Source organism: Megalodesulfovibrio gigas DSM 1382 = ATCC 19364 (assembly GCF_000468495.1).
Classification (GTDB): Bacteria; Desulfobacterota; Desulfovibrionia; order Desulfovibrionales; family Desulfovibrionaceae; genus Megalodesulfovibrio; species Megalodesulfovibrio gigas.
Genome location: NC_022444.1, coordinates 1,118,127 through 1,142,403, shown reverse-complemented (window position 1 = coordinate 1,142,403; position 24,277 = coordinate 1,118,127). Strand labels below are relative to the sequence as shown.

The following is a 24,277-nucleotide window of genomic DNA, read 5'->3' as shown; positions in this document are numbered from 1 at the left end:
AGGAGGGGGGGTCCTATGAGAGAGCGGTCGGCAGGTCAGCCGTCCAGGGGGGGGAAGGACGGCCGATATGGTTGCCGGCATGGGCCGGGCAATGTCAGAGAACAATCCACCGCATCAATTCAACTCAGTCGGCCGCCAGCAAGTTTCGCTGTGGCAAGGGAATGCAGCTCCTTTGCCGTGCGCTGCAAATCGCCTGCGACCCGGCAGGCCTCCAGGGCCGTTTCCGCAACCTGGATGTGGATGTCCGGTTGCAGGGCGCGGATGACCTGGAGCACGCCACTGCTGCATTCTTTCCCCATCTCGCCATCGACCAGCACCGCCTCAAACGGGACACCGCTGAAGGCGAACGTGTACGCTGCCGCCACTGGGGAGCTGTGGCATTCGCAGGTGAGCCCGGCCGCCTGCAGTGCCTGGCAAACCTGCTGCAATGTGGTGGCGCATCTGTGAATGACGAGTACGTGCATGGCAACGCAGCCTTACTTGAGGCTCTTTATGCATCTGGCGTGCCAAATTTCGCCACGGGGTGATATTCGGGCAACAATCCGAATTGATAGGGATAATCACCCTGGGGCACCCCCGGCATGCGTCGGCGGCGAGGGTGCGTTTTCGCACATATACCTGTGCGCTGTGCGTTATCGCCCGGGCTCTTTTTGCAGCCGGCGGTGCAGGGCAAAGCGGGAGATGCCCAGATATGCCGCGGCGCGGCTCTTATTGCCATGGAATTTGGCCACAGCCTGTTCCACGATGTGCGCGGTCAGGGCTTCCAGGTCCAGCCCCTCTTCCGGAAGGGCCTGGGGCAGGTGCAGGATGGACGAGGGCGGCAGGGACGTTGTCTCCGTGCAGGCGGTGGCGGGAGAGGCCAGGAAGGACAGGTGCTCGGGCCGCAGCACCGTATCGTCGCAGAGGAGCACGGCGCGTTCGATGGCGTGTTCCAGTTCCCGCACATTGCCCGGCCAGGAGCAGCGTTGGAGCAGGGCCAGGGTGTCCGGATGCAGGGAGCGGAAGGCCTTGCGCTTTTTGACGGCTTCGCGCTGCAGAAAGTGACGGGCCAGGGCCTCGATATCCTGGGGGCGTTCCCGCAACGGGGGGATGACCAGATGGCCCACCTTGAGGCGGTGGAAGAGGTCGCGCCGGAACCGGCCCGCATGCACCAGTTGCTCCAGACCCTGGTTGGCTGCGCAGACGACACGGGCCTTGAACTGCCGCCGCTTGACGCCGCCCACGCGATAGAAGGTGCGTTCCTCCAGCACCCGCAGCAGCTTGGGTTGCAGCGTCAGGGGCAGTTCGGCGATTTCGTCCAGAAAGAGGGTCCCCTGGCCGGCCAGTTCCATCTTGCCCAGGGCGCCGCGGGGCGCGCTGCCCGTGTAGGCACCCGGATCGTGGCCGAACAGTTCGGATTCGAACAGCTCTGTGGGGATGGCGGCGCAGTTGATGGCAATGAAGGGCTGATCGCACCCGGATTCGCCAAAGTGGATGGCCCGGGCCAGGACTTCCTTGCCCACGCCGGTTTCTCCTTCCAGCAGCACGGGCACATCCGGGTTGGCATGGAACAGCCGGGTTTCGTCAAAGAGCTGCAGCATGCGCGGGGCGGCAGCCACCACGCCGTCCAGGCCGGCATGCTTCCGCAGCAGTTTGCGGGCCTGGTCCAGATCCTGGCGCAGGCTGGTCGTGGCGGCGGCCACATGCTGCTCCACGGGGGCCTTGAGGGCCTGATTTTCGCGCAGCAGGGCCTGGTGTTCCGCGGCGCGTTCGATGACGGCGGCCAGTTCGCGGGCATTGATGGGTTTGTTCAGATAGTCATAGGCGCCCTTGCGCAGGGCTTCGATGGCGGTTTCCATGTCGCCGTGGCCGGTGATGAGCACCACGTCGCAGGTGCTGCAGGCCGGGTCCGTCTTGATGGCCGTCAGCAGCTCCAGGCCGTCCATGCCGGGCATGCGGATGTCCGTGACCACCAGGGGAAAGCGTTCGCGCCGGAGCGCGGCCATGGCCTCCTGCCCGCCGGCAACCGCGGCAGGGGAGTGGCCCAGGTCGGCGATGACCACTTCCAGACTTTTGAGACTGTTGGGATTGTCATCCACTACCAGCACGCGCATGGGCACCTCACGACGGGTCGGCCGCGCGCAGTACCAGGGAGAAACGGGCTCCCTGTCCGGCGGCGGCTTCGGCCAGCACGTCCGCGCCCCAGGAGCGGGCCAGGCTGTGCACGATGGATAATCCCAGCCCCATGCACAGGCTGGCGTCCTTGGTGGTGAAGAACGGATCGAACAGCCGGTCCTGGCGTCCACCCAGGCCAGGGCCATTGTCTTCCACGATCAGCAGGACCTGTCCACCCCGGGCGCAGCCCTCCACGCGAATGAGTTTCGGGCGCAGCGGGTCCACGGGCAGGGTATCCAGGGCCTGCATGGCGTTGACCACCAGGTTGATGACCACCTGCTCCAGTTGTACGGGGCTGGCCAGGACGTGCGGCAGCGCCGCAGGCAGGTGCAGGGCGAGTTCGATGCCGTGGGCGGCAAGCTGGGCACGCACCAGTTGCAGGGCGCTGCGCACCGAGGCTGCCATGTCCACGGGCTGGATGGCGGCCGGAGTGTCCAGGCGGGAGAGGGCGCGCATGTGGTTGATGATGTCGCGCACCTTGTTGGCCTCCTGCAACATCAGGCCGATGCGTTCCCGAATGGTGGCCACGGGCAGGCTGGGGTTGCTCTCCAGCAGCATTTCCAGGCCGCTGCCGTACAGCTGCAAGGCATTCAGGGGCTGGTTGATCTCGTGGGCGATGCCAGCAGCCAGGGTGCCCATGGCTTCCAGCTTTTGGGCGCGGTGCAGCCGGGCTTCCACGGCCAGCTTTTCGGTCACGTCTTCCACCAGCAGCACCACGTCCTGCCCGCCAGGGGCCGCCGTGGGCAGCGGGCAGAAGGAGAAGCGCAGGGTGCGCATGCCGTGGGGCAGGGGCACGTCCAGATGCAGTTCCCGAGGGGTGTCCCGGCAGCAGCCGGTCGTCTCGCAGGGGCAGGGCGCTGTCTGGGCCAGGGTGGGCAGCAGCAGCCGGCATTGGGGCAGGGAGTCGAAATCCACGTGGGGATACCACTGCCGCAGCTTGTGATTGGCCAGCACGATGTGTCGCTGCGAATCGATCACCGCCAGTCCCAGGGGCAGGTTGTCGGTGATGGACTGGGCCAGACGTTCGCCTTTGGCGGCGGCCTCGCGGGCGTGGCGAAAATGGGTGACATCCACATGCGTGCCGCGGAACAGCAAGGGTTTGCCGGCGTCATCCCGCACCACCGCGCCCCGGGTGAGGAACCACAGGATGCGGCCGTCTTTGTGGAGCATGCGGTGTTCCATCTCGAAGACATCCAGCGCGCCTTCCACATGGGCGCGGGCTGCAGCGAGAACGGATTCCCGATCATCCGGATGGATGCGGGCGGCCCAGGCGTCCACGGTGGAGGGCAGTTCCGTCTCGGCAAAGCCCAGCATCTGCTTGAGGAAGACGTCCAGATGCAGCGTGCGTGCCGCCATGTTCCATTCCCAGCTGCCCAGGCCGCCGGCCACCAGGGCCAGGCGATATCGCTGTTCGCGGGCGTGGAGCGCGTCCATTGTGGCGCAGTGGGCTGTTTCGTCCTGGGCCACCAGCACCACGCCGTAGCCCGGCAGCGGGATGGGCGCGGCCCAGGTGCGCAGCCAGGCCATGGCGCCATCCGTCCGGCGCATACCCAGCAAGGCGGGACCGCGCATCGCGCCCTGGGCCAGTGCTTCGGCAGCGGGAGATGCGTGCGGGGGCAGGGGGGAACCATCCTGCTGGAACATCGGCCAGCGCGCGGCCGTTACCTCGTGGCCGAGGAGCTGTTCCCGCGGTCGGTCGAAGATGGCGGCCGCGGCGGCGTTGGCCTCGACGATGCGGCCTTGCGGATCCGTGATGGCCACGGCCACGGGCAACAGGTTGGCGATGAGGCGATACAGGGCCAGCGTGTCCTGCCCCGGAAGAGGCGGCCCGAGATCGGGCGGTTTTTCTGGTGCGGACACGGGAGCCTTACTCGGCAGGGAGCCTGCTGGCCACCTGGGTCAGTACGCGTTGGAATTCGGCTGCGTTCACGGGTTTGGCGATGTACCCGTCCATGCCGGCGGCGAGAAAGCGTTCCCGGTCGCCCTTGAGGGCATGCGCGGTGATGGCCACCACGGGAATGCTGGGAGACAGGCCGGGCACGGCGCCGTTGCGGATGTGTTCCAGCAGTTCCAGGCCATCCATTTCCGGCATCTGGATGTTGGTCAGCACCATGTCGAAGCGTCGGGTCTGCAGGGCGTCCAGGGCCTGCAGGCCATTGCCGGCGCACACTGCCTGGTGGCCCTGCTTTTCCAGCAGCCGCACGGCCAGACGCTGGCTGACGATGTTGTCGTCCACCATCAGTACTTCCAGACAGCGGGCGCTGCCGGCAGGCAGGGATTCGGCTGCGGCCGGACGCGGCGCAAGCACGGCCGGCGGCTGGAAGGTGGCGGTGAAGTAAAACGTGGAGCCCAGCCCCGGCCGGCTGCGCAGCCAGATGGCGCCGGCCATCATCTCCGCCAGTTCCTTGGCGATGGCCAGCCCCAGCCCGGTGCCGCCATACTGCCGGGCCGTGGGGGCCTGGAGATAGCATTCAAAAATTTCGCGGTGCTTTTCCTGGGGGATGCCCAGGCCGGAATCGCGCACGGAGAACAGGAGCTTCACCGGGCTGGGCTGCATGGCCCTGGCCCTGGCCTCCACCTCCTCGCGGCTCAGGGGTACGGTGACCATGTTCACCTCCACCTCCACGCCGCCGGCGTCGGTGTATTTGACGGCATTGGAGACGAGGTTGCCAATGATCTGCCCCAGGCGGCCGGGATCGCCGTTCAGACGGGGAGGCACGTCCGGGCTGATGTGCAGGGAACAGAAGATGCCCTTGCGTTCGCAGGCGTGTCGGTGGGGCTTGAGGGCCTTGTCCAGGGTGGCCCGCAGGTCGAAATCCACCTTGGCCAGTTCCATCTTGCGGGCTTCGATTTTGGAAAAATCCAGGATATCGTTGATGATGCGCAGCAGGGTTTCCGCCGAGTCGCGCACGGTTTCCAGGAAGTCGCGCTGTTCGTCGGTGAGGTCCGTGTCCAGGGCCAGTTCGGTCATGCCGATGATGCCGTTCATGGGCGAGCGGATTTCGTGGCTCATGTTGGCCAGAAAGGCGCTTTTGTGCTGGCTGGCGCGTTCGGCGGTCTGCTTGGCCGAGCGCAGTTGCCGCTCGGCGCGGACCTTGAACAGGGCGATTTCGATGTTGGAATGCAGCTCGCGTTCTTCAAAGGGCTTGATGAGGTAGCCGAAGGGCTCCGAGAGCTTGGCGCGTTCCAGCGTTTTTTCGTCGGAATAGGCGGTGAGGAAGATGATGGGCGTCCCCTGCCGCGTGTGGATGAGCTCCGCTGCCTGCACCCCGTCCATCTCGCCCCTGAGCTTGATGTCCATGAGGATGAGGTCTGGCGTCAGCTCTGCCGCCTTTTCCACGGCTTCCTCGCCGGTGGAGCAGATGGCCGGAACCTTGTAGCCCAGGCGTTCCAGGGTATTCTTGATGTCCAGGGCGACGATGCGTTCGTCGTCCACAATCATGATTTCCACTTCTGCCATGCCCATTGTCCTCGGTATCCTGTGAAGGTGCCTGAAACGCCGAGATGCATCAAGAGGGCGGCACAACATTGTGGCAGGGGCGCTGCCGTGGCCGCAATGGGTGTGTGGGAAGATATGTCATTGTCATGTCGAAAAAATCTGCTAGAGTTCCCGGCACGCCGTCAGCTCTAAGGGAGCATCTTGTGAAGAAAATGTGCGTCGGTGATCTCAAGGTGGGCATGTTCATTGCCGATTCCGGCCTGTCCTGGCTGGAACACCCGAATTTATACGCCCAGGAAGGCCTGGTGACAAGCCAGGAGCTCGTGGATTCGCTGGTGAAGGAAGGCTATACGGATGTCTTCGTGGATCCGGCCCGCGGCACCTACGTGTTCGAGGACGACGGCCGCACCCCGGAACAGCACATGGCCGACGGCGTGCTGGCCGCCCCGGAACGAGGCGATTGGTCGGAAGCCAAGATCATGCTTGACCGGCACGACGCCTTGCGCGGGGAGATGAACACCGCCAGGCGGCTGTATGCCGAGGCCATGCAGAATGTCCGCATGTTTCTCGACGCTGCCCGTGACGGCTCCATGCCGGAGATCGCCGCCTGCGAAGTCCTGGTGGAGCAGGTGATCGAGTCCCTGTTGCGCAGCGACGATGCCCTCATCTCCCTCACCAAGCTGAAGACCTTCGACGAATACACGTACACGCACAGCATCAATGTCTCGGTGCTCAGCGTGTCCTTCGGCAAGTCCCTGCAATTGCCGAAATCCACGCTGCGGCTCCTTGGGCTGGCCGGCCTGTTTCACGACCTGGGCAAGCAGCGCGTTCCACAGCACGTGCTCAACAAGCCCGGCAAACTGAGTCCGGAAGAGTTCGAGGTCATCAAGTCGCACCCGGAGCGCGGGTACGCATTATGCGCCTCCAGCGGCATCAAGGACGCCGCCGTACTGCGCGGCATCCTCGAACATCACGAAAAATGCAATGGCTGCGGCTATCCGGCCAAGCTGACCGGCGAGGCCGTGCACCTCTTCGGGCGCATCATCAGCGTGGCGGACGTCTATGACGCCCTGACCAGCCGCCGGGTGTACAAAGGCGGCATGCTGCCCAACAAGGCCCTGTCCATCATGTACAACATGCGCGGGGAGGATTTCTTCCCCGGCATGGTGGAGCGGTTCATCAAAACCGTGGGCATTTATCCCGTGGGCAGTCTGGTGCGGCTTTCGGATTTTTCCCACGGCGTGGTGGTGGCGGCCAACCCGTCCCTGCCCCTGCTGCCCCTGGTGAAGGTGGCCTTTGACGAACGCATGCGGCCGCGATCGCAGGTGCTGGTGGATCTGGCGCAGGAAAAGACCCTGCAAGGCCCCCGCGCCCGCAAGATCGTGGATTGCCTGGACCCGCGGGACTACAAACTGGACGTCACCCCCCTGGTGGGGTGAGGACGCGACGCTCGCTAGAGCACGTTGTTTTTGAAAAGAACTCTCGGGGGAACCCTTGTCTGAAGAAATGTTCTTCCGCCCTTCAAAAGCTGGCCCCCTTCCCAAAGACTTTTTNAAAAGGTTTCCTCTCTCGCAATGTTCTTTTTCAAGAGTAAAATGCTCTACGGCGCGCTGCCGGCCTCCTTGGGTTCCACGGGCAGGCCGGCGTCCACCCAGGCGTCCCAGCCGCCCACCAGGGCGTAGACGTGCGGCACGCCGTTTTCCAGCAGCTTCAGGCCCACACGCAGGCTGGTGGATTCATCATAGCAGGTGCAGTACAGGACATAATGCCTGGACTTGTCCAGCGTCTTGGCCCATTCCCCGGCCTGGCGCGGCTCGTGGCGCACCGCTCCCTTGATCTTGGTCTTTTCATGCTCCCAGGACGAGCCGGTGCGGGCATCCAGGATGACGATGGCCGGATCGTCCAGCCGCCCGGCCAGCTCCTCGATGGTCATGCGGCCGATCATTTCCTTGGTGGGCGCCGGCGCGTCCTTGGACGCGGCCAGGGCCGGCACGACCTGGGCCAGCATCAGGGCCAGGGCCAGGGTCAGCCACAGCAGGGTGCGGGGGGAGAGGGATACGCGGTGCAGTGTCATGGCGGCGGTGCTCCTTGGGAAGGCGTGACATCGCGTCGTGCGATGCGCGACCACGGTATACGGAATAATAGTCGTGATTCCAATCCAAATTCGACGGCAGGCGACGATCAATCCACCCCATACCCCTGCAGTTTCTTGTGCAGGGTGACGCGGGAGATGCCCAGCAGCCGGGCAGCCTCGCTTTTGTTGCCGCCGGTCTGGGCCAGGGTCTGCAGGATGGCGGCCTTTTCCACGTCTTCCAGGGGGCGGCCGGCCAGGGACGGCGCCGTGGCGGGCGTGGGCGGCTCGCTGCCCCCCACGCTCGCGCTCGCCTTCGTTGCCATCTGGCGCAGGGCCAGGGGCAGCTCGCGGTCGCTCACGTAGTCCCCGGCCGCCAGCAACACCGCGCGTTCGATGGCATTTTCCAGCTCCCGCACATTGCCGGGCCAGGGATGGCGCACCAGGGCGTCCATGGCCTGGGGGGTGAAGCGCTTCAGCGCCTTGCCGTACTTGGCGGAAAACTTTCCAAGAAAGTGCTGCGACAACAGCGGGATGTCCTCCTGTCGTTCGCGCAGGGGCGGGACGTGGATGTGCAACACATTGAGACGATAGAATAAATCCTGGCGGAACCGCCCGGCGGCCACTTCGGCCTCCAGATTCCGATTCGTGGCGGCGATGATGCGCACATCCGCGGTAATCACGTCGTCGCTGCCCAGGCGCTGCAGTTCTCCCTGCTGGAGGACGCGCAGTAATTTCGCCTGGATGAGTGCGTCCAGCTCGCCGATTTCATCCAGAAACAGCGTGCCGCCGTCGGCCTGGAGGATGCGGCCTTCCCGGCGCTTGTCTGCCCCGGTGAAGGCGCCCTTCTCATGGCCGAAGAGTTCGGATTCCAGCAGCGACGTGGTGAGGGCCGCGCAGTTGAGGGTGGCCAGCGGCCGCCGGGCGCGGGCGGAATTGGCATGCACGGCCCGGGCGATAAGCTCCTTGCCTGTGCCGGATTCGCCAGTCACCAGGGTGGCGGCCTCGCTGCGGGCGGCCACGGCGGCCATGGTCAGGGCTTCCTGCAACGCCGGACTGACGCCGATGAGCTGACCGGGATCGAAGGCATCCGGCAACAAGGCGCGCAGGCTGGCGTTTTCCTCCTTCAGGCGGGTGTGGTCCAGGGCTCGATCCAGGGCCAGGCGCACCAGCTCGAAATCCAGCGGCTTGGTCAGGTAGTCATAGGCGCCGGCCTTGAGGGCCTCCACCGCGGCATCCACGGAGGAATACGCCGTCATGATGAGCACCGGCACGGCCGGGTTGCGCTGCTTGATGCGCGTCAGGGCCTCCACGCCAGACATGCCGGGCATGCGCACATCCATGAGCACGGCGTCAAAGGGGCCTTGCTCCACCAGAGAGACGGCCTCCTCCCCCCGCGTGGCCGGCGTGACGGCATAGCCCCAGCCCTTGAGCAGCAGGCTCAGGGATTCGAGGTGGCCGGGATCGTCATCCACCACCAGAATGCGTGACATGCTCATGCGTACTCCTTTGCAACGCCGGGAAAGCGCAAGGCGGCCACCGCACCCGGACCGGGCACGGCATTGGCCAGCCGGACTTCGCCGTGATGCGCTTCCATGATCTGCTGCACCACCGCCAGCCCCAGCCCGGCGCCCTGGGGCCGGGTGGTGACGTAGGGGGTGAACAGCGTGGGCAGCAAGTCGTCGGGAATGCCGGGGCCGGTATCCCGAACCTCCAGGACCACGGTGTGCGCTGCGCCGGCGGGCTCCAGCCGGGCGGCAAGGGTGAGCACGCGGGGCCGGTCCTCCACGCGGTGCATGGCCTCCATGGCGTTGAGCATGAGATTGAGCAGCGCTTGCAGGAGCTTGTCGGCATCGCCATGGATCGCAGGCAAGTCTGGAGGAATCGCATTGTTGATTGCGATGTGCTGTTGCTCCAAGTCGAATCGTAGCAGGGAGATGCAACGATCGACCACGTCGCCAATCGCAACCTCGCGCAGGGAGGCACCCGAGGGACGGCCCAGCTCCAGGAGTTCGCCCACCACCCGGTTGAGACGATCCACCTCCCGCAGCATGAGGGCGGCCATGCGGTCGCCGTCGCTGTGGGCGGGGAACTGGCCGCTGAAAAAGGTGGCCGCGGCCTTGATGGCCCCCAGGGGATTGCGAATCTCGTGCGCCACGCCGGCGGCCAGGGAACCCACGGCGGCCAGCTTGTCGCGGCGGCGCACGGCGTCCTGCAGGCGTTTCATGTCTGTCAGATCACGCAGGATCACCAAGGCCCCGCCCGGTGCGTCCTGTTCCGGTGTTCCCGGGCCTGGCGGCATGGCCGAGACGGTGAGTTGCACGGGCCTGGGCTCGGCGTCGGGGCGTGTGAGGAGCAGTTCGCGATCCACGGCAAGTCCCTCCTGCAGCACCGGGCGGATGGCCTCAGCCAGTTCAGAGGGCAGGTGGTCGATGGCGGTTCGGGCTCCGGCTTCGGCCCCGGTCTGATCGCAGGCCAGGCCCAGCATGGCGGCAGCGGTGGCGTTGCAGCGGTCGATGCGGCCGGAGGGGTCCACCACCAGGCAGCCGGCAGGCATCTGGGTCAGGGCCTCGGCGGCCAGGGTCTGGGATCGGGCCAGCAGCAGGCGGGATTGCCGGGCATCCCTCGCCCAGAACAGGCTGGCCACCCCGCCGCCTCCCAGCACCAGGAGGGCCAGGGAAAGCAGGGCGGTGTTGCGAAGGTCGTCGCGGCGGGCGGCGTCAAAGGGGGTGATGTCCAGCCCGACGAACAGGGCGTGCCCGGTCGAGGGGTCCGGGCAGGTGCCGTTGTCCACGCTGCACCAGCCGAGGCGGGCACCGGGCGGATGGTCCGCAAGCTGGGCGCGCATGGCCGGGGAGCAGTGGGGAGCCAGGGGGGAATAGGCCCGATAGACGAGAAAGGCCTGCTTGCCGTCCGGCGCTTCCACAATGCGCCATTGTGGCGCGCAGCCGGGAGCCAGGGCGGCCATGTCGGCTTCGTTCCACAATTGTCCGCCGATTTCCTGACTGCCGGAATGCAGCTGCAGCCTGCCGCGGGCGTCGGTGAGGGCCAGAAACAGGACGTTGGGCTGGGCGGCCATCTCTTCCAGGAGGATTTGCAGCCGTTCTTCGGCCGGCATGCCCCGGCGGTGTCCGCGCAGGCCGGTGCGCGCGCCGGCCTCCACGGCCGTGATGATGGCCTCCCCCTTTTCCAGCAACAGGGAAGACATGGCCTGCTTGGCCCGATGGGCGCTCATCCAGGCCATGATGCCCACCACCAGCGCCAGGATGAGCGCCGCCCCGGCCACGGCCCAGGCGGTGGCCGGCAGGCCGGCGGCAAAAGGGGAAGGCGTGGGGGAACGCATGCATGCTCCTGCGAAGAAACGCGACAGTTGTACAGTTACTTATCATGTTCGGACGCAGGTTGCATAGTTACTTTACAGTGGAACCTGTCCCTGGCCGACGTGCCAGGGGTACAGCGAAAAACATGCCAATCATTTCAATGTGCTGCTGCTTTCGGTGCAGGTTGGCCCGGCCTTTGCTGTAGCTTCTGCACGCACCAACGCTCCTCGACAACCGCACACCTCCAAGGAGATTCTCCATGAAATCCCGTCTTTCCATCTTCGCCATGCTCCTGCTGTTGGGTCTGGCCTTTGCCATGCCGGCCCTGGCCATGCAACATCGCGGCGGCCATGGCCAGGGATCTGGCTGCGGCATGATGGCCGGCAACGCCACGGATCCGGAAGCCCTGGCCAAGTTCAAGCAGTTCCAGGATGAGACCACTGCCCTGCGCCGTTCCCTGGCAGCGGACGCCACGGAACTGGAAGCCGTGCTCAGCGCCCAGAATCCCGATACCGCCAAGGCCCGGCTGCTGCGCGAAAAGATTTTCGACACCCACCAGAAGCTCCGTGACGCCGCCGAAAAGGCCGGCATTGCCGGCGGCATGGGCGGCTGCGGCGGCATGATGGGCGGCGGCTGCGGTGGTGGCGGCTGCGGCGGCATGGGCAAAGGCTGTATGTAACGAATCCCACATTTCCCTTCCCCTCCCTCCATACCTGCCACCCTTAGCAAAACGCCCCGTTTGGGGCGTTTTCTTTTTGGGGAAAATCTGTCACCTGAACAAAAAGGATGGGGGAATGTTGCAGCAAAGGAAGGGCAGGATGCGGTGGCTGTGTGTGGTTGGGATATGGTGCATGCTGCTGGCGACGGTGCTGCCGTGCCGGGCGGAGCAGACATTGCTTGTGCGCGCGGACATGTGGATGCCATATAACGGCGAGCCGGACGATGCCCGGCCCGGCTACATGGTGGAGCTCATCCGGGAGATTTTCGAGCCCCAGGGCTACCATATCGACTATGCGCTGACGTCCTGGAGCAGGGCGCTGGAAGAGTGCAAGGGCGGGCGCATCCACGCCATCATCGGCGCGGGCGAGGACCGCAAGCCGGATTTCGTCTTCCCGGACGAGGCCATCGGCTGGTCCGGCTATGCGTGGTTTGTCCGCAGGGGGTTTGCCTGGACCTTCACGGGGGTAGACTCCCTGCGCGGCGTGCGCCTGGGCGTGTGCGACACCTGCACCTATGACGAGGAGCTGGACGCCTACATCGCGGCCCATCGCGGCACCGAGGCCGTGCAGCCTCTGGCCGGGGAGGACATGGTGCAGAAGAACATCGCCAAGCTCCTTGGGGACCGCATCGACGTATTTTATGAAGACCCGCTGGTTGTCCGCTGGGAGTTGCTGCGCCGCGAAGCCATCCACATGGTGCAGCTGGCGACCCTGGCCCCCGAGGACAGGTTCGAGCGCATCTTCATGGGCTTTTCAAAGGCCCTGCCGGAATCCGAGCAGCTGGCCCGTCTGTTTGACGAAGGCCTCCGCCGCCTGCGGACTTCGGGCCGGCTGGCGGCCATCCTGGCGCAGTACAACCTGGAAGACTGGGAGCCGACGCCGCCGCCCGGCGAGGCGTCGGAGTAGCAGCGGCTAGGGCAAGTTATCTTTGAAAGGAGTTCTCGGGGGAAACCCTTTNAACCTTTTGCAAAAAGGTTTCCCCTCTCGCAATGTCCTTTTTCAAACGTAAAATGCCCTACACACCCAGGGCGGCGCGGATCTCAACGTCCTTGTTGCCCAGAATCACCGTGTCCCCGATGCGGATGGTGGGGAAGGACAGGGTGGGGTTGAGGAGCCGCAGTTCACGCATGCGGTCGTTGCGGTCGTCCCCGGTCAGGCGGTCCACATAATGGCAGGTGTAGTCGCCGTCGATGAGTTCGTCCAGCAGTTCCCTGGCCTTGGTGCAGTGTACGCAGGTGGAGAGGGCGTAGATGATGACTGGCGGGTGCATGGGAGCTCCTTGGTGATGGCTGACGGAAGGCTTATGCGGATGCTTCCACGTAATGGCAGCCTTTGCTTTCCTTGTTGCGCAGGGCGCTCATGGCCACGATGGAGGCGGCACAGCTGCCGTGCCAGAGGTCGATGAGGGGTTTGGAGAGCGGGGTGCGCTTGTAGAATTCCACCAGATGCAGCACCAGGGAATTCAGGTCGTCCGCGGCGCGCTTGAGCCGCATTTCCGTGCGCATCAGCCCGGCATAGTTCCACATGGTGTTACGGATGGTGGCCCAGTCCTGGGCGATGAGGGCGGGGTCTTCATCGTGGCGGCCGCCGGGGTGCTGCCAGTCCCGGATGGAGGCAAGCAGTAGTTTTTCCGCATGCTTGCGCCGGTGCAGCTGCTGGGCGATGTGTTCTCCCGCGGTGTGGCCCCACAGCAGGCCTTCCAGCAGGGAGGTGCTGGCCAGACGGTTGGCCCCGTGCACGCCGGTGCAGCTGCATTCGCCCACGGCATACAGCCGTTCCAGGCTGGTGCGGCCGGCCAGATCCACCAGCACACCGCCGCAGTGGTAATGCGCCGCCGGCACCACGGGGATGGGCTCCTTCATGATGGAGATGCCATGCTCCAGGCACTGCTTGTAGATGGTGGGGAAGCGGGTGGGCAGGTCGTGCGGCACGGTGCGGCAGTCCAAAAACACGCATTCCTCATCCGAGCGGTGCAGCTCTTCCACGATGGCGCGGGAGACGATATCGCGCGGGGCCAGCTCCAGGCGCTTGTCGTAGCGGGTCATGAACCGTTCGCCGGCGCTGTTGACCAGGATGGCGCCCTCGCCGCGCATGGCCTCGGTGATGAGGAACCGCCGCTTGCTGCGGTGGTAGAGCGCCGTGGGGTGGAATTGCATGTATTCCACGTTCATCAGGCTGGCGCCGGCCCGTGAGGCCATGGTGATGGCCGAGCCCACGCAGCAATCCGCATTGGTGGTGTGCTGGAAGATGCGCCCGATACCGCCCGTGGCCAGCACGGTGAAGTCTGCCAGGATGGTTTCCACCACGCCGGTGGCGTTGTTGTAGACGTAGGCTCCCAGGCACTCGTTGACGCGCTGGTAGCGGAACTGCAGGGCGCAGGTGTGGTGATGGCTGGTGATGAGGTCCACAGCCGTGCGGCCGCAGAGCAGGCGGATGGAGGTGGAGGCCTGCACGGTCTTGATCAGCCCGTCCATGATGGCCCGGCCGGTGTAGTCTGCGCAATGCAGGACGCGGAACACGGAGTGCCCGCCCTCGCGGGTGAGGTCGAATTCGGCCTCGCCGTCCTGCAGCTCGGGGCCGCCGGTTTTGCGGGCAAAGGGGATGCCGACGCGGTCGATGAGGATGTCTTTCACCGCGGCAGGTCCCTGGCGGGCCAGGAAGCGCACGGCCTTGATGTAGTTGTGGTCCCAGCCGGCCTTGCGGATGTCTTTTTCCAGCAGGGAGGGGGAGTCGTTGGGGCTGGTGTAGACAATGCCGCCCTGGGCATAGGCGGTGTTGCCGTCGTCGGGTTCTTCGCCGGCGGTGAGGACGACGACGTCAAAGCCGGCGTCGGCCAGTTCCAGGGCGCAGGTGAGGCCGGCAATGCCGGAACCGATAACCAGCGCCTGGCAGGAAAGACGGGCAGTTGGCATGAAAGCCCCGCTCAGACGGCGGCCTGCTGCAAGAAGCCGCAGGCGTTGATGGTTTGATGACGCTGCCCGCAGATGACCACGCGGGGGGCCGGGCCGTCCAGGGCCAGTTCATGGCCGGCGATGCAGTCTGCGGCGCGCAGGCGTTCCAGGGCCCGGGTCAGGTCGTCCAGGAAGGCCTTGAGGGAGCGGCGTTCCAGGCCCACCAGTTGCTGCAGGCGGGAGACGTCGGCTTCAAAGCCGGCGGCAAAGATGCCCATGGCGCCATACAGCCATTTGTCCAGGCCCTCGCGGCCCAGGGCATAGCGATCCTGGCGGCGGGCGCCATGTTGGGGGCTGCGGCCCAGGGTCTGCAAAATTTCGTCGTTCACTTCCACCAGACAGCTGGTGGCGTCTTCGTCCAGGAGCAGGCGGTTGAGCAGGCGCGTCATGTAGCGGTAGCCGCCCTTGCGGAATTCCAGGCAGCAGCCGTGCAGGCGGGCCAGGCTTTCGAAGATGCGGGAGCGGTTGCGCTCGTCGTGACGCAGGTGCAGTTCCTTGAGCAACTGCCCGGGGGCGACCATGCAGCCCGTGGCGGCGCGGGGTTGCTGGGCGCAGTAGATGAGGACATCCAGGTCGAACTGATCCAGAGTTTCGCCGGTGTACAGCAGCACCTTGGAGCGGGCCACCGTGGCCAGCGGCAGGGCGGACACCTGGGCGCGTTTGCCCAGGTAGTCCGCCCGGAAGAGGCTGGAGAGCAGAAACAGCGCCGGTTTCTGGAACCGCAGGCTGGGAGCGCTGGCGGCGGAGGTCATGAATTCCGAACCGGCCAGACCCAGAAGCCCATCGCCGGCCAGCGAGGCCAGGGAAGCCAGGGAAGCCAGGGAAGGCATGGGGGCCTGGGCATCATCGTGCGGGGCGATGGAGAACATGGGCGGCTCCAGTGCGTGCGCTGTGGAATGGAATCTACACCATAGATCACTCAGCGTTCAGGGGCAACCGTGCGTTTGACGAAAATCATCGGCGCATTGGGTGCAACGTTCCAGGGCCAGGGAATGGGATCCCGGTCCAGCAGCACCTGCTCCAGATCGGGGGTATGCCGGTCCACAAAATGCTGGAAGGCGTCGGTCTCAATGTAAAAACCGTTGTCCACAAACAGTCCTGCCAGTTCTTTGGCCAGGAAGTTGAACAGCCGCATGCGCACCAGACACTGCCTGCCCGGGGCATCTTCCTGCCGGGCATCATCCTTGAGGCTGATGGTGTCCCGCATTTGTTTGAAGGGGCTGTTGGTGCGCATCATGGCGCCCATGAGGCCGGGCATGGCGCTGGAGAGGGCCACGGTGTCGCCGGCGGTGATGCGGGCAGTGTCGATATCGTCCACGGGGTGGCCGTTGAGGAAGACGGTCTGGACGCGGCGCTGGGTGTAATCACCGCAGACATGCATTTGTTCGCAGAGGAACTCGCGGATGGTGCAGTTGTCCTCGCAGGCCACATAGAAGTGATCCTGGAACAGCTGCTGAAATTGTTCGGGCTGCGTGGTGTGGAAGGACAGGGCAGGCGGGTTGATCGGGATGACGCCAGGGGGGATGGCGGCTGCGCCATCGGACACGTCCTGTAAGGTGGGCAGCATGGGACCTTCCTGCAAAAAAGCCCTGCAGGAGAGGCCAAGCGGCCTCCCCTGCAGGTGGTGTGTAGGCCGGACGGACCTAGAATTCCATGACCTTGTCCAGTTCATCGGCGGGCACGTCGAACACCACGCCGTGAGGAGCCAGGGGCTCGCGGGAGAAGTACCTGGGCAGCCGGTCGTGGGCCTTGGTGAAGCCCGCGGCGGTGTTGAAGTCACGTTCCCAGGTGAGGATTTTCTTGCCAAGATCCACCACGTCGTTGCCGTCCATGCTCAGGCCGTACATGCCGTTGATGGTGTCCACCATGGCATTGAAGGTGTCGCCCTGATCCAGGATGGCGAAGGCCACGAAGAGGCAGAAGCCGGTAGCGTCCAGCGCGGCAGTGGCGATCTGGAGGTTGCGGGAGAGTTCAGCCTGGCCCACGGGGGTCAGGGGGTCAACCTTGCCGCCCACGCCCAGGATGTTGGTGGCCACGGCGTAGCCGGCGGTGTGGTCCGCGCCCTGGGTGGTGGTGGCGTAGGTGACGCCCACGCCCTTGACGGCGCGGGGGTCGTACGCGGGCATGGACTGGCCCTTGACCACGGGGGCGTGCTCAAGACCGTAGCAGCGGGCGGCAGTGGCGGTGCCGGCGCCCACAATGCGGCCCATGGGCGTGCCCTTGCCGGCTTCTTCCACCAGCTTGATGGCGCCTTCGGCATCGCCGAAGGGGATGACGCCAGCTTCCATGAGCACGCCGATGGTGGTGCCCATTTCGATGGTGTCGAAGCCGTAGTTGTCATCCATGAAGTCGAGCTTGGCGATGACGTCCAGGTCGTTGATGCCGCAGTTGCCGCCATGCGCCCAGACGGTTTCGTACTCGGGCTGCTTGGTCAGGTAGTTGCCGTCTTTGTCGTAGTAGGTGCCGGAGCACTGGATGCAGCAGCCGCGGTGGCAGCCGTGGGTGGCAGCGCCGGCGCCGCCGCGCTTTTCTTCAAGCTGGGCCTGGGCTTCGCCGGAGATGTCGGCGTGGTCCTTGTAGCGGCCCTGGGCAAAGTTGTAGGTGGGGTAGCCGCCGGCTTCGTTCAGGATGTTGGTGAGCACGTTGGTGCCGTAGGCAGGCAGGCCCTGGCCGGTAACGGCGTGGCGCTTGAGGCCTTCCAGGAACGCCTTGTTGGCGGTCTTGAACTGCTCGTCGTTGGCGGGCTTGCGCATGGAGGTGCCTTCGGGGTTGACCACGATGCACTTGATGCCCTTGGAGCCCATCACCGCGCCCACGCCGCCACGGCCGGCATGCCGGGTGGGACGGAATTCGGGGTCGGTCACGGCGATGGAGGAGTTGGACATCAGCATTTCACCGGCGGTGCCGATGGAGATGATGGCCACTTTTTCGCCGTACACGGGCTTGAGCTTGTCGCACAGGTCGTAGTTGGGCAGCATCTTGAGGGAGTTGTCTACCTCGATGGTCACGGCGTCCTTGGTGATGACCACCTTGTACACATCGTCGCCCTTGCGCTGGCCTTCGAGGATGATGGCCGCGTAGCCCAGGCGGGCAAGATACTGGGCAGCCTGGCCGCCGGCGTTGGATTCCTTGATGGTCCCGGTGAGGGGGGACTTGCAGCCGATGGAGAGGCGGCCGGAAATGACGGCGGCGCTGCCGCTCATGAGGCCGGGCGCGATGACCAGCTTGTTTTCAGGTCCCAGGGGGTGGCAGTCCGCGGGAACTTCCTTGCTCACCACGCAGGACGTCATGGCGCGGCCACCCAGGCCGGCATATTCGCCCACGGGAAGCGTGGTCAGTTTGGGACCGCCTTCAGCGCCGACATCGATACGAAGAATCTTGTCCATGGTGCCTCCTTTGAGACGCATTGCGAATGTCATGCACACCCAAGGTATGCAATAGGTGACAAATGAGCCTTGATCATAGAACTAGCCGGACAAAATGCAAGCAGTATTTGCGAAATTTCACTATGCTTTTTGAGGCATACATAGTGATGCTTCTCTGTAGTACATCAAACTTGCAGTTTGTCTGGCCTTCGTACCTGTCTTGCGATTCGGCGCCGAATCGAACAAGGTGGTGCAGGGGCGCTGCACCACCATTATCCCAGTCTTACAGCATGGCCTTGAGCTGCCGCAGGTGCAGTCGTTCTTCGTCGATACACTGCTGCACGAATTCCTGCTCCGAGGCAGGCACCAGCTCCCGCATTTCCATGAAGAACAGAAGGGTGTCCTTTTCGAAGGCCATGGCCATGCGGATGGCGGTTTTATCGTCCGTGGCTTCCGCCATGTATTTTTCCGCCAGTCCGCCGGTGAACAGCGCATGCGATTCGATGAGCGCGTTCACGTACATGGCGTATTCCTCAGCATTGCTCCAGGCCGGCAGTTCCACCGCGCCCAGCCGGGCCAGCAAGTCGGAGAAGATGCGCTCGTGCCGCATCTCTTCCTTGGCCAGATGCTCAAAGAGGGCCTTGAGCGTCTCCGTTTTGGCGTTGGAGGCCACGCGACGGTAGAATTCCTGGCCTTTCTTCTCTATTTCCACCGCCGCCTTGGCGATTTCAGATGCACTGAAAAACTGAGCCATGACAACTCCTTAAAGCTCGTTTGGCAGTTCTTTGAGCTGGGCGTAGGTGAACACCGGGCCGTCCACGCACACGTACTTGGTGCCGATGTTGCAACGTCCGCAGATGCCCACCCCGCACTTCATGCGCTTTTCCAGGGTGGTGATGATCTGGTCGTCCTCGAAGCCCAGTTTTTTCAAGGCTTGCAGGGTGAACTTGATCATGATGGGCGGGCCGCAGGTAATGGCCACGCAGTTTTTGGGCGAAGGCGCCATTTCTGTGAGCACGTTGGGGATGAGCCCCACGGTGTGTTCCCAGCCGGGCGCTTCGCGGTCGATGGTCAGCACGGTTTTCATGTCCGCGCGGGTGGTCCACTCGGGCAGTTCGTACTGGAAGGCCATGTCTTGCGGGGAGCGCGCGCCGTACAGCAGGCTGATGTCGCCATAGTCCTTGCGGTTGTCCAGCATGAACAGCATGAGCGTGCGCAGGGGGGCCATGCCGATGCCGCCGCCCACGAACACGATGTTCTTGCCTTTCATGGATTCGTAGGGGAACCAGTTGCCCAGGGGGGCGCGCACGCCGATCTGGTCCCCGGCGTTGATGGTGTGCAGTTTGGCCGTCACCTCACCGGCGCGCATGACGCTGAACTGCAGATAGTCCATGCGCGTGGGCGGCGAATTGATGACGAAGGTGGACTCGCCCACGCCGAAGACGGAGAGCTGCCCCACCTGGCCGGGCTGATACGTGAAGTTCTTCATGCGCTCTTCATTGTTCAGGCGCACGCGAAACGTCTTGATGTTGGGCGTCTCCTGGACGGTTTCGATGACCGTCGCAATTTCCGGGAGATACGGGTTGGGCAGGGTCATGAATCACGCTCCCTTCTTGCTGGCCTTGGCGGCCTTGGTCTTGCCGTGGGCCTTCTGCTTGGCCGAGGCCTTCTCCGCGGGCGCAGGCGTGGCGGCTGCCGGCTTTGCTGCAGGAGCCGGGGCAGGAGCCGGGGCCGCCGCGGGAGCAGGCGTTTCGGCTGCTGCCGCAGGGGCGGCGTCCAGGGCCTTGTGGACGATCTCGCGGATGTTCACGCTCATGGGACACAGCTTGATGCATCGGCCGCAGCCGCAGCAGGCGATGATGGACTCGTGAATGGTGGGATAGTAGCTGAACTTGTGTCCCACGCGGTTCTTGAGCCGGTGCGCCTTGGTGGGCCGGGGGTTGTGCCCGCTGGCTTCCATGGTGAACAGGGAGCTCATGCAGTTGTCCCAGGTGCGCAGGCGCTCGCCCACCATGCCGCTGCGTTCATCGGTGATGTTGAAGCAGTAGCAGGTGGGGCACAGGTACGTGCAGGCTCCGCAGCTGATGCATTTGGCGGAGACTTCTTCCCAGAAGCCCATGTTATCGAACAGGGAGAGCAGGGCCTTGGGCGCGCCGTCCAGGGGACGGGCCTGATCCAGCTCGGCGGCGGCCTGCTGCTTGACGGCTTCGGCGGCCGAGGCCTTGGCCGCGGCGTCGGTCATCAGGCTGGAGCCCAGGAGCTCCTTGCCGCGATCGGACACGGCTTCCACCACATAGCCGCCCTCCACGGGAGTGAAGAGCAGGTCGGAGCCGGCGGGATCGGCCGGGGAGCTGCCTACTTCGTGGCAGAAGCAGGCGTTTTCGGCGCTGGTGCAGACCAGGGTGGCAAACACCGTGGCGGCGCGGCGGGCCTGGTAGTAGGGGTCGTCCACGGTCTTGCCCTGGTAGACGCGGTCGAAGATCAGGAAGCCGCGGGCGTCGCAGGGCCGGCCGCCAAAGACCAGGGTGGCGTCGGGGTGGATGGTTTCCTTGACCACCACGTCCACCTGACCCAGGTTTTCAGGGTGCTTTTTGTATTTGAAGGCCGCCAGGGTTTCGCAGGCCGGGAACACCGTGCCCTTGGGGGGCTGGGTGGCCTGACGGTCGAGGACCAGGGGGCGATCCTTGGCCAGGGGACGGAAGACCACAGCGTCGCCCTCTTTGACGGGGGCAAGGACCTTGCGGGTCTTGGCCTGCTCTTCCAGCCAGGTGGCGAGCTTGTCGGCGGGGAGGAATTTCATGGGATTGGCCATTACCACCCTCTCTCATTGATATTCTCTTCCTCCACCTTGAAGGCCAAAAGCGGCGGCTTGGCGTCGATCTTGGTCCCGGCCTGGTAGTCGAAGAGCTCTTTGATTTCCTTGTTCAGCTTGCGCTTGAGCAACAGCAGCGGGATGTCCACGGGGCAGACGCGCTGGCATTCGCCGCACTCGGTGCAGCGGCCGGCCAGGTGCATGGCGTGGATCATCTGGAAGAAGAATTTTTCAGACACGTCGTCGCGCTGGCTCACCCAGCCGGGTTCACGGCTCTGGGCAATGCAGTGGTCGCGGCAGACGCACATGGGGCAGGCGTTCCGGCAGGCATAGCACCGGATGCAGCGCTCCATTTCCTTTTTCCAGTAGGCCATGCGGTCGTCCATGGACTGCTTTTCGAACTCCGCCAAGTCGTCGTAGTTGTCGGCGGCGCTTTCCTGCAGGGGTTCGCCCACGAACACATCGGAGACAAGCGCATTGTGGTACTGGCAGCGGCCGCATTTGTCTGCAGCCACGGCTTTGAGGGAGAGGGCCACGTCCTGCCCGGCGACCGACAGGGTGAGGGTGTCGCCCGCCACGGCTACGGCCTTGACGCGGCCCATATCCAATCCCTTGGCCTCAAGCGATTTTTTGATCCTGGTCAGATCGGCCACGCCGCTGCAGGGCGCGGCGAAGACCACCACATCGTCCCGGTTGAGCAGTTTTTCCTGCAGCAGCTCAATGATGGACCGGCTGTCGCAGCCTTTGACCACCACGCCCACCTTTTTGCCCTTGTAGGCCGTGAGGTAGGTGGCGGTGTTGTGCACGTTGAGGGGGCCCCAGAGGAGCTTGTCCACGTCCTCGGGGGTTTTCATGAAGATGGGCGTGGCGTGCAGGGCGTCGAAGCCTTGCCCCCAGCCAATGACCATCTCCAGCTCCGGAAGCCGTTCTTTGATGGCGGCCTTGAGTTGTTCAAGATGAGACACGGTCATCCTCCCTTGTTCGGCCTTACACGGCCTGCGCCAGCGCGCCGAGTTTTTCCATGGGGTTGCCGGCAATCTTGGGCGCGGGGCCCAGGGCGTGGATCTCGTTGGTGAAGGTGGTCACCACGTGTTGCCAGCGCTGGCCTTCCGAGGCGGAGACCCAGGTGTAGGAGAAGCGGCGCGGGTCGATGCCCAGGATGGGCATGAACCGGTGCACCACTTCCAGCCGACGCCGGGCGTAGAAGTTGCCTTCCGCGTAGTGGCAGTCGCGCGGGTGGCAGCCGGAAACCAGCACCCCGTCGGCGCCGTTGACCAGCGTCTTCAGGATGAACAGGGGATCGATGCGGCCCGAGCAGGGCACGCGGATAACGCGCAGGTCCGTGGGCTGGGTGAACCGGCCCACGCCGGCCGTGTCCGCGCCGCCGTAGGAGCACCAGTTGCAGAGAAAGCCTACGATTCTGAGTTCCTGGGACATTACTCGACCTCCTCCTTGACGCGCTCCAGCAGCACCGCGTCTGCAGACAATGCCGGCGGACACAGGGCGTTGACTTCCGCCAGGATCTGGTTGTCGGTGAAGTGCGAGAGCTGGATGGCTCCCTGCGGGCAGGTGGACGTGCAGATGCCGCAGCCCTGGCAGACGGTCTCGATGACCTCGGCCTTGGGCTGGCCCCGGAAGTCCACTTCCTTGATGGCCCCGAAGGGGCAGGTCATGATGCACTTGCCGCAGCCCACGCAGCGCTTGATGTCCACGGAGGAGACTTGCGGGTCGCTTTGCAGCGTGTCCTTGGAGAACAGGCCCAGCACCTTGGAGGCGGCGGCGGAACCCTGGCCCACGGAGGAGGGGATGTCCTTGGGGCCCTGGGCGCAGCCGGCCAGGTACACGCCGGCGGTGTTGGTTTCCACCGGGCGCAGCTTGGGATGGCTCTCCATGAAGAAGCCGTATTTATCGTAGGAGATGCGCAGCTTTTCCGCCAGCTGGGGGGAACCGGCGGCGGCTTCTGCGCCCACGGCCAGCACCACCAGGTCGGCGTCGATTTCCACTTGTGCGCCGGCCAGGGTATCTGCCCCGCGGACCACGAGCTTGTCGCCCTTGGGGTAGACCATGGCCACGCGGCCGCGGATGTAGCGCGCGCCGTATTCTTCCATGGTCCGGCGGGTGAACTCGTCATAGAGTTTGCCCGGGGCGCGGATGTCCATGTAGAAGACGTAGCTTTGGGAATCCGGGATGTGGTCCTTGGTCAGGATGGCCTGCTTGGCCGTGTACATGCAGCAGAAGCCGGAGCAGTAGGGCCGGTCCACGCTCTTGTCGCGCGAGCCCACGCACTGGATGAAGACGACGTTCTTGGGCTCCTTGCCGTCGGAGGGGCGCTTGACGTGCCCGCCGGTGGGGCCGGAGGCCGAGAGCAGGCGCTCGTACTGCAGCGAGGTGATGACGTCGGGGTATTTGCCGCCGCCGTACTCGCTGTAGACGGTCCAGTCCATCAGGTCGTAGCCCGTGGCCACCACGATGGCGCCGACGCTTTCGGTGACGATCTCTTCCTGCATGTCGTAGCGGATGGCCTTGGTGGGGCACACCTTGGCGCACACGCCGCACTTGCCCTTGGTGAGCTTGATGCAGGTGCTGGGGTCGATGCTGGCCTTCTTGGGGATGGCCTGGGGGAAGGGAATGTTGATGGCCGTGCAGGTGCCGACATTTTCGTTGAAGCTGTCAGGCGTCTTTTTGGCCGGGCATTTTTCCATGCACAGGCCGCAGCCGGTGCAGGCTTCCCAGTCCACATAGGTGGGCTTTTTCTTGATCTGGACGGTGAAGTTGCCCACGTACCCGCCAATTTCAGCTACTTCGCTGGCGGCATAGAGGGTGATCTTGTCGTGCTGGGCCACGTCCACCATCTTGGGGCCAAGGATGCAGCTGGAGCAGTCCACGGTGGGGAAGGTCTTGTCCAGCTTGGACATTTTCCCGCCGATGGAGGTGGTTTTTTCCACCAGCACCACATCCAGCCCGCCATCGGCGCAGTCCAGGGCCGCCTGGATGCCGGCCACGCCGCCGCCGATGACCAGCACGCGCTTGTTGATCTGGAAGCTTTTGGGGATGAGGGGCTTGTTCTGCACCAGCTTGGCCACGGACATGGCAATGAGATCCGCCGCCTTCTGGGTGTTGGCGGTTTTGTCCTTGCCGATCCAGGAGACGTGCTCCCGGATGTTGGCCATTTCGAACATGTAGGGGTTGAGGCCGGCGCGGGTCAGGGTGCGCATGAACGTGGGGGCGTGCATGCGCGGGGTGCAGGAGGCCACCACCACGCCGTCGAGGTGTTGTTCCTTGATGGCTTCGATGATGCCTTGCTGGCCAGGTTCGGAACAGGCGTACATCGTGTCCGAGGCGAAGGCCACCTCAGGCAGGGCCCGGGACTGCGCGGCCACGGCTTTTACGTCCACAGTGCCGGCGATGTTGGACCCGCAGTGACAGACGAAGACTCCAATTTTCAT

Annotated in this window: 21 protein-coding genes; 3 read left to right on the top strand and 18 right to left on the bottom strand. The window is 64.6% G+C overall.

All coding sequences use genetic code 11. From position 1 onward, the window contains the following. Positions 1–119: 119 nt before the first annotated feature. The 4 genes from DGI_RS05115 to DGI_RS05095 all read right to left on the bottom strand — a co-directional run bounded on the left by DGI_RS05115 (position 120) and on the right by DGI_RS05095 (position 5,614). The gene (locus tag DGI_RS05115) at positions 120–464 is read right to left on the bottom strand and encodes a hypothetical protein (RefSeq protein ID WP_027193060.1); all 345 of its coding nucleotides are present in this window, start codon (positions 462–464) and stop codon (positions 120–122) included. A 168-nt stretch (positions 465–632) separates the two neighbouring features. Then, on the bottom strand, positions 633–2,093 hold the full coding sequence (locus DGI_RS05110) for a sigma-54-dependent transcriptional regulator (RefSeq protein WP_021759698.1): 1,461 nt from the start codon (positions 2,091–2,093) through the stop codon (positions 633–635). A gap of 7 nt (positions 2,094–2,100) precedes the next feature. After that, positions 2,101–4,014, bottom strand: a complete 1,914-nt coding sequence (locus DGI_RS16950; RefSeq protein ID WP_021759696.1) for a PAS domain-containing protein — start codon at positions 4,012–4,014, stop codon at positions 2,101–2,103. Between the two features lie 7 nt (positions 4,015–4,021). Further along, on the bottom strand, positions 4,022–5,614 hold the full coding sequence (locus DGI_RS05095) for a hybrid sensor histidine kinase/response regulator (protein ID WP_034607441.1): 1,593 nt from the start codon (positions 5,612–5,614) through the stop codon (positions 4,022–4,024). A 191-nt stretch (positions 5,615–5,805) separates the two neighbouring features. Between DGI_RS05095 and DGI_RS05090 the strand changes: the two genes are divergently transcribed. Then, positions 5,806–7,032: an HD-GYP domain-containing protein gene (locus tag DGI_RS05090; RefSeq protein WP_034607439.1), complete on the top strand. Its 1,227-nt coding sequence runs from the start codon at positions 5,806–5,808 to the stop codon at positions 7,030–7,032. Between the two features lie 161 nt (positions 7,033–7,193). On the opposite strand, the gene DGI_RS05085 is transcribed toward DGI_RS05090, so the two are convergent. The 3 genes from DGI_RS05085 to DGI_RS05075 form a co-directional block, all read right to left on the bottom strand. Then, entirely contained in the window at positions 7,194–7,667 is a 474-nt protein-coding gene (locus DGI_RS05085) for a rhodanese-related (seleno)protein (protein ID WP_027193059.1), read from the bottom strand. Positions 7,668–7,774: 107 nt separating this feature from the next. Beyond that, positions 7,775–9,163, bottom strand: a complete 1,389-nt coding sequence (locus DGI_RS05080) for a sigma-54-dependent transcriptional regulator (protein ID WP_021759691.1) — start codon at positions 9,161–9,163, stop codon at positions 7,775–7,777. Beyond that, entirely contained in the window at positions 9,160–11,007 is a 1,848-nt protein-coding gene (locus DGI_RS05075) for an ATP-binding protein (protein WP_021759689.1), read from the bottom strand. Before DGI_RS05075 ends, DGI_RS05080 begins: the two co-directional genes overlap by 4 nt. 236 nt (positions 11,008–11,243) lie before the next feature. On the opposite strand from DGI_RS05075, the gene DGI_RS16945 reads away from it, so the two are divergent. Further along, positions 11,244–11,663 carry a putative zinc-resistance associated protein gene (locus tag DGI_RS16945; RefSeq protein ID WP_021759687.1) on the top strand — a complete coding sequence of 140 codons (420 nt, stop codon included), beginning with the start codon at positions 11,244–11,246 and terminating at the stop codon, positions 11,661–11,663. 139 nt (positions 11,664–11,802) lie between these two features. Beyond that, the gene (locus DGI_RS05065; protein WP_158407289.1) at positions 11,803–12,609 is read left to right on the top strand and encodes a substrate-binding periplasmic protein; all 807 of its coding nucleotides are present in this window, start codon (positions 11,803–11,805) and stop codon (positions 12,607–12,609) included. Between the two features lie 109 nt (positions 12,610–12,718). Here the strand turns inward: DGI_RS05065 and DGI_RS05060 are convergent, their stop codons facing one another. From DGI_RS05060 to DGI_RS05010, 11 genes are all read right to left on the bottom strand, one after another. After that, positions 12,719–12,973, bottom strand: a complete 255-nt coding sequence (locus DGI_RS05060; protein WP_021759683.1) for a glutaredoxin family protein — start codon at positions 12,971–12,973, stop codon at positions 12,719–12,721. Between the two features lie 31 nt (positions 12,974–13,004). Then, positions 13,005–14,615, bottom strand: coding sequence for an L-aspartate oxidase (nadB, locus tag DGI_RS05055; protein WP_021759681.1), 1,611 nt, complete (start codon positions 14,613–14,615; stop codon positions 13,005–13,007). An 11-nt stretch (positions 14,616–14,626) separates the two neighbouring features. After that, entirely contained in the window at positions 14,627–15,523 is an 897-nt protein-coding gene (locus tag DGI_RS05050; protein WP_027193058.1) for a hypothetical protein, read from the bottom strand. 50 nt (positions 15,524–15,573) lie between these two features. After that, a complete protein-coding gene (locus DGI_RS16940; RefSeq protein WP_051286465.1) occupies positions 15,574–16,221 on the bottom strand; it encodes a hypothetical protein in 648 nt (215 codons plus the stop codon). 76 nt (positions 16,222–16,297) lie between these two features. After that, the gene (locus DGI_RS05040) at positions 16,298–18,040 is read right to left on the bottom strand and encodes an aldehyde ferredoxin oxidoreductase C-terminal domain-containing protein (protein WP_021759675.1); all 1,743 of its coding nucleotides are present in this window, start codon (positions 18,038–18,040) and stop codon (positions 16,298–16,300) included. A 262-nt stretch (positions 18,041–18,302) separates the two neighbouring features. Next, positions 18,303–18,773: a ferritin-like domain-containing protein gene (locus DGI_RS05035; protein ID WP_021759673.1), complete on the bottom strand. Its 471-nt coding sequence runs from the start codon at positions 18,771–18,773 to the stop codon at positions 18,303–18,305. Positions 18,774–18,782: 9 nt separating this feature from the next. Next, positions 18,783–19,616 carry an FAD/NAD(P)-binding protein gene (locus tag DGI_RS05030; protein WP_021759671.1) on the bottom strand — a complete coding sequence of 278 codons (834 nt, stop codon included), beginning with the start codon at positions 19,614–19,616 and terminating at the stop codon, positions 18,783–18,785. Between the two features lie 3 nt (positions 19,617–19,619). Next, a complete protein-coding gene (locus DGI_RS05025) occupies positions 19,620–20,819 on the bottom strand; it encodes a 4Fe-4S dicluster domain-containing protein (RefSeq protein WP_407656289.1) in 1,200 nt (399 codons plus the stop codon). Positions 20,820–20,830: 11 nt separating this feature from the next. After that, on the bottom strand, positions 20,831–21,796 hold the full coding sequence (locus tag DGI_RS05020; RefSeq protein ID WP_021759668.1) for a 4Fe-4S dicluster domain-containing protein: 966 nt from the start codon (positions 21,794–21,796) through the stop codon (positions 20,831–20,833). Positions 21,797–21,818: 22 nt separating this feature from the next. Beyond that, positions 21,819–22,268, bottom strand: a complete 450-nt coding sequence (locus tag DGI_RS05015) for a hydrogenase iron-sulfur subunit (protein ID WP_021759666.1) — start codon at positions 22,266–22,268, stop codon at positions 21,819–21,821. Beyond that, a complete protein-coding gene (locus tag DGI_RS05010; protein WP_021759664.1) occupies positions 22,268–24,277 on the bottom strand; it encodes a CoB--CoM heterodisulfide reductase iron-sulfur subunit A family protein in 2,010 nt (669 codons plus the stop codon). Before DGI_RS05010 ends, DGI_RS05015 begins: the two co-directional genes overlap by 1 nt.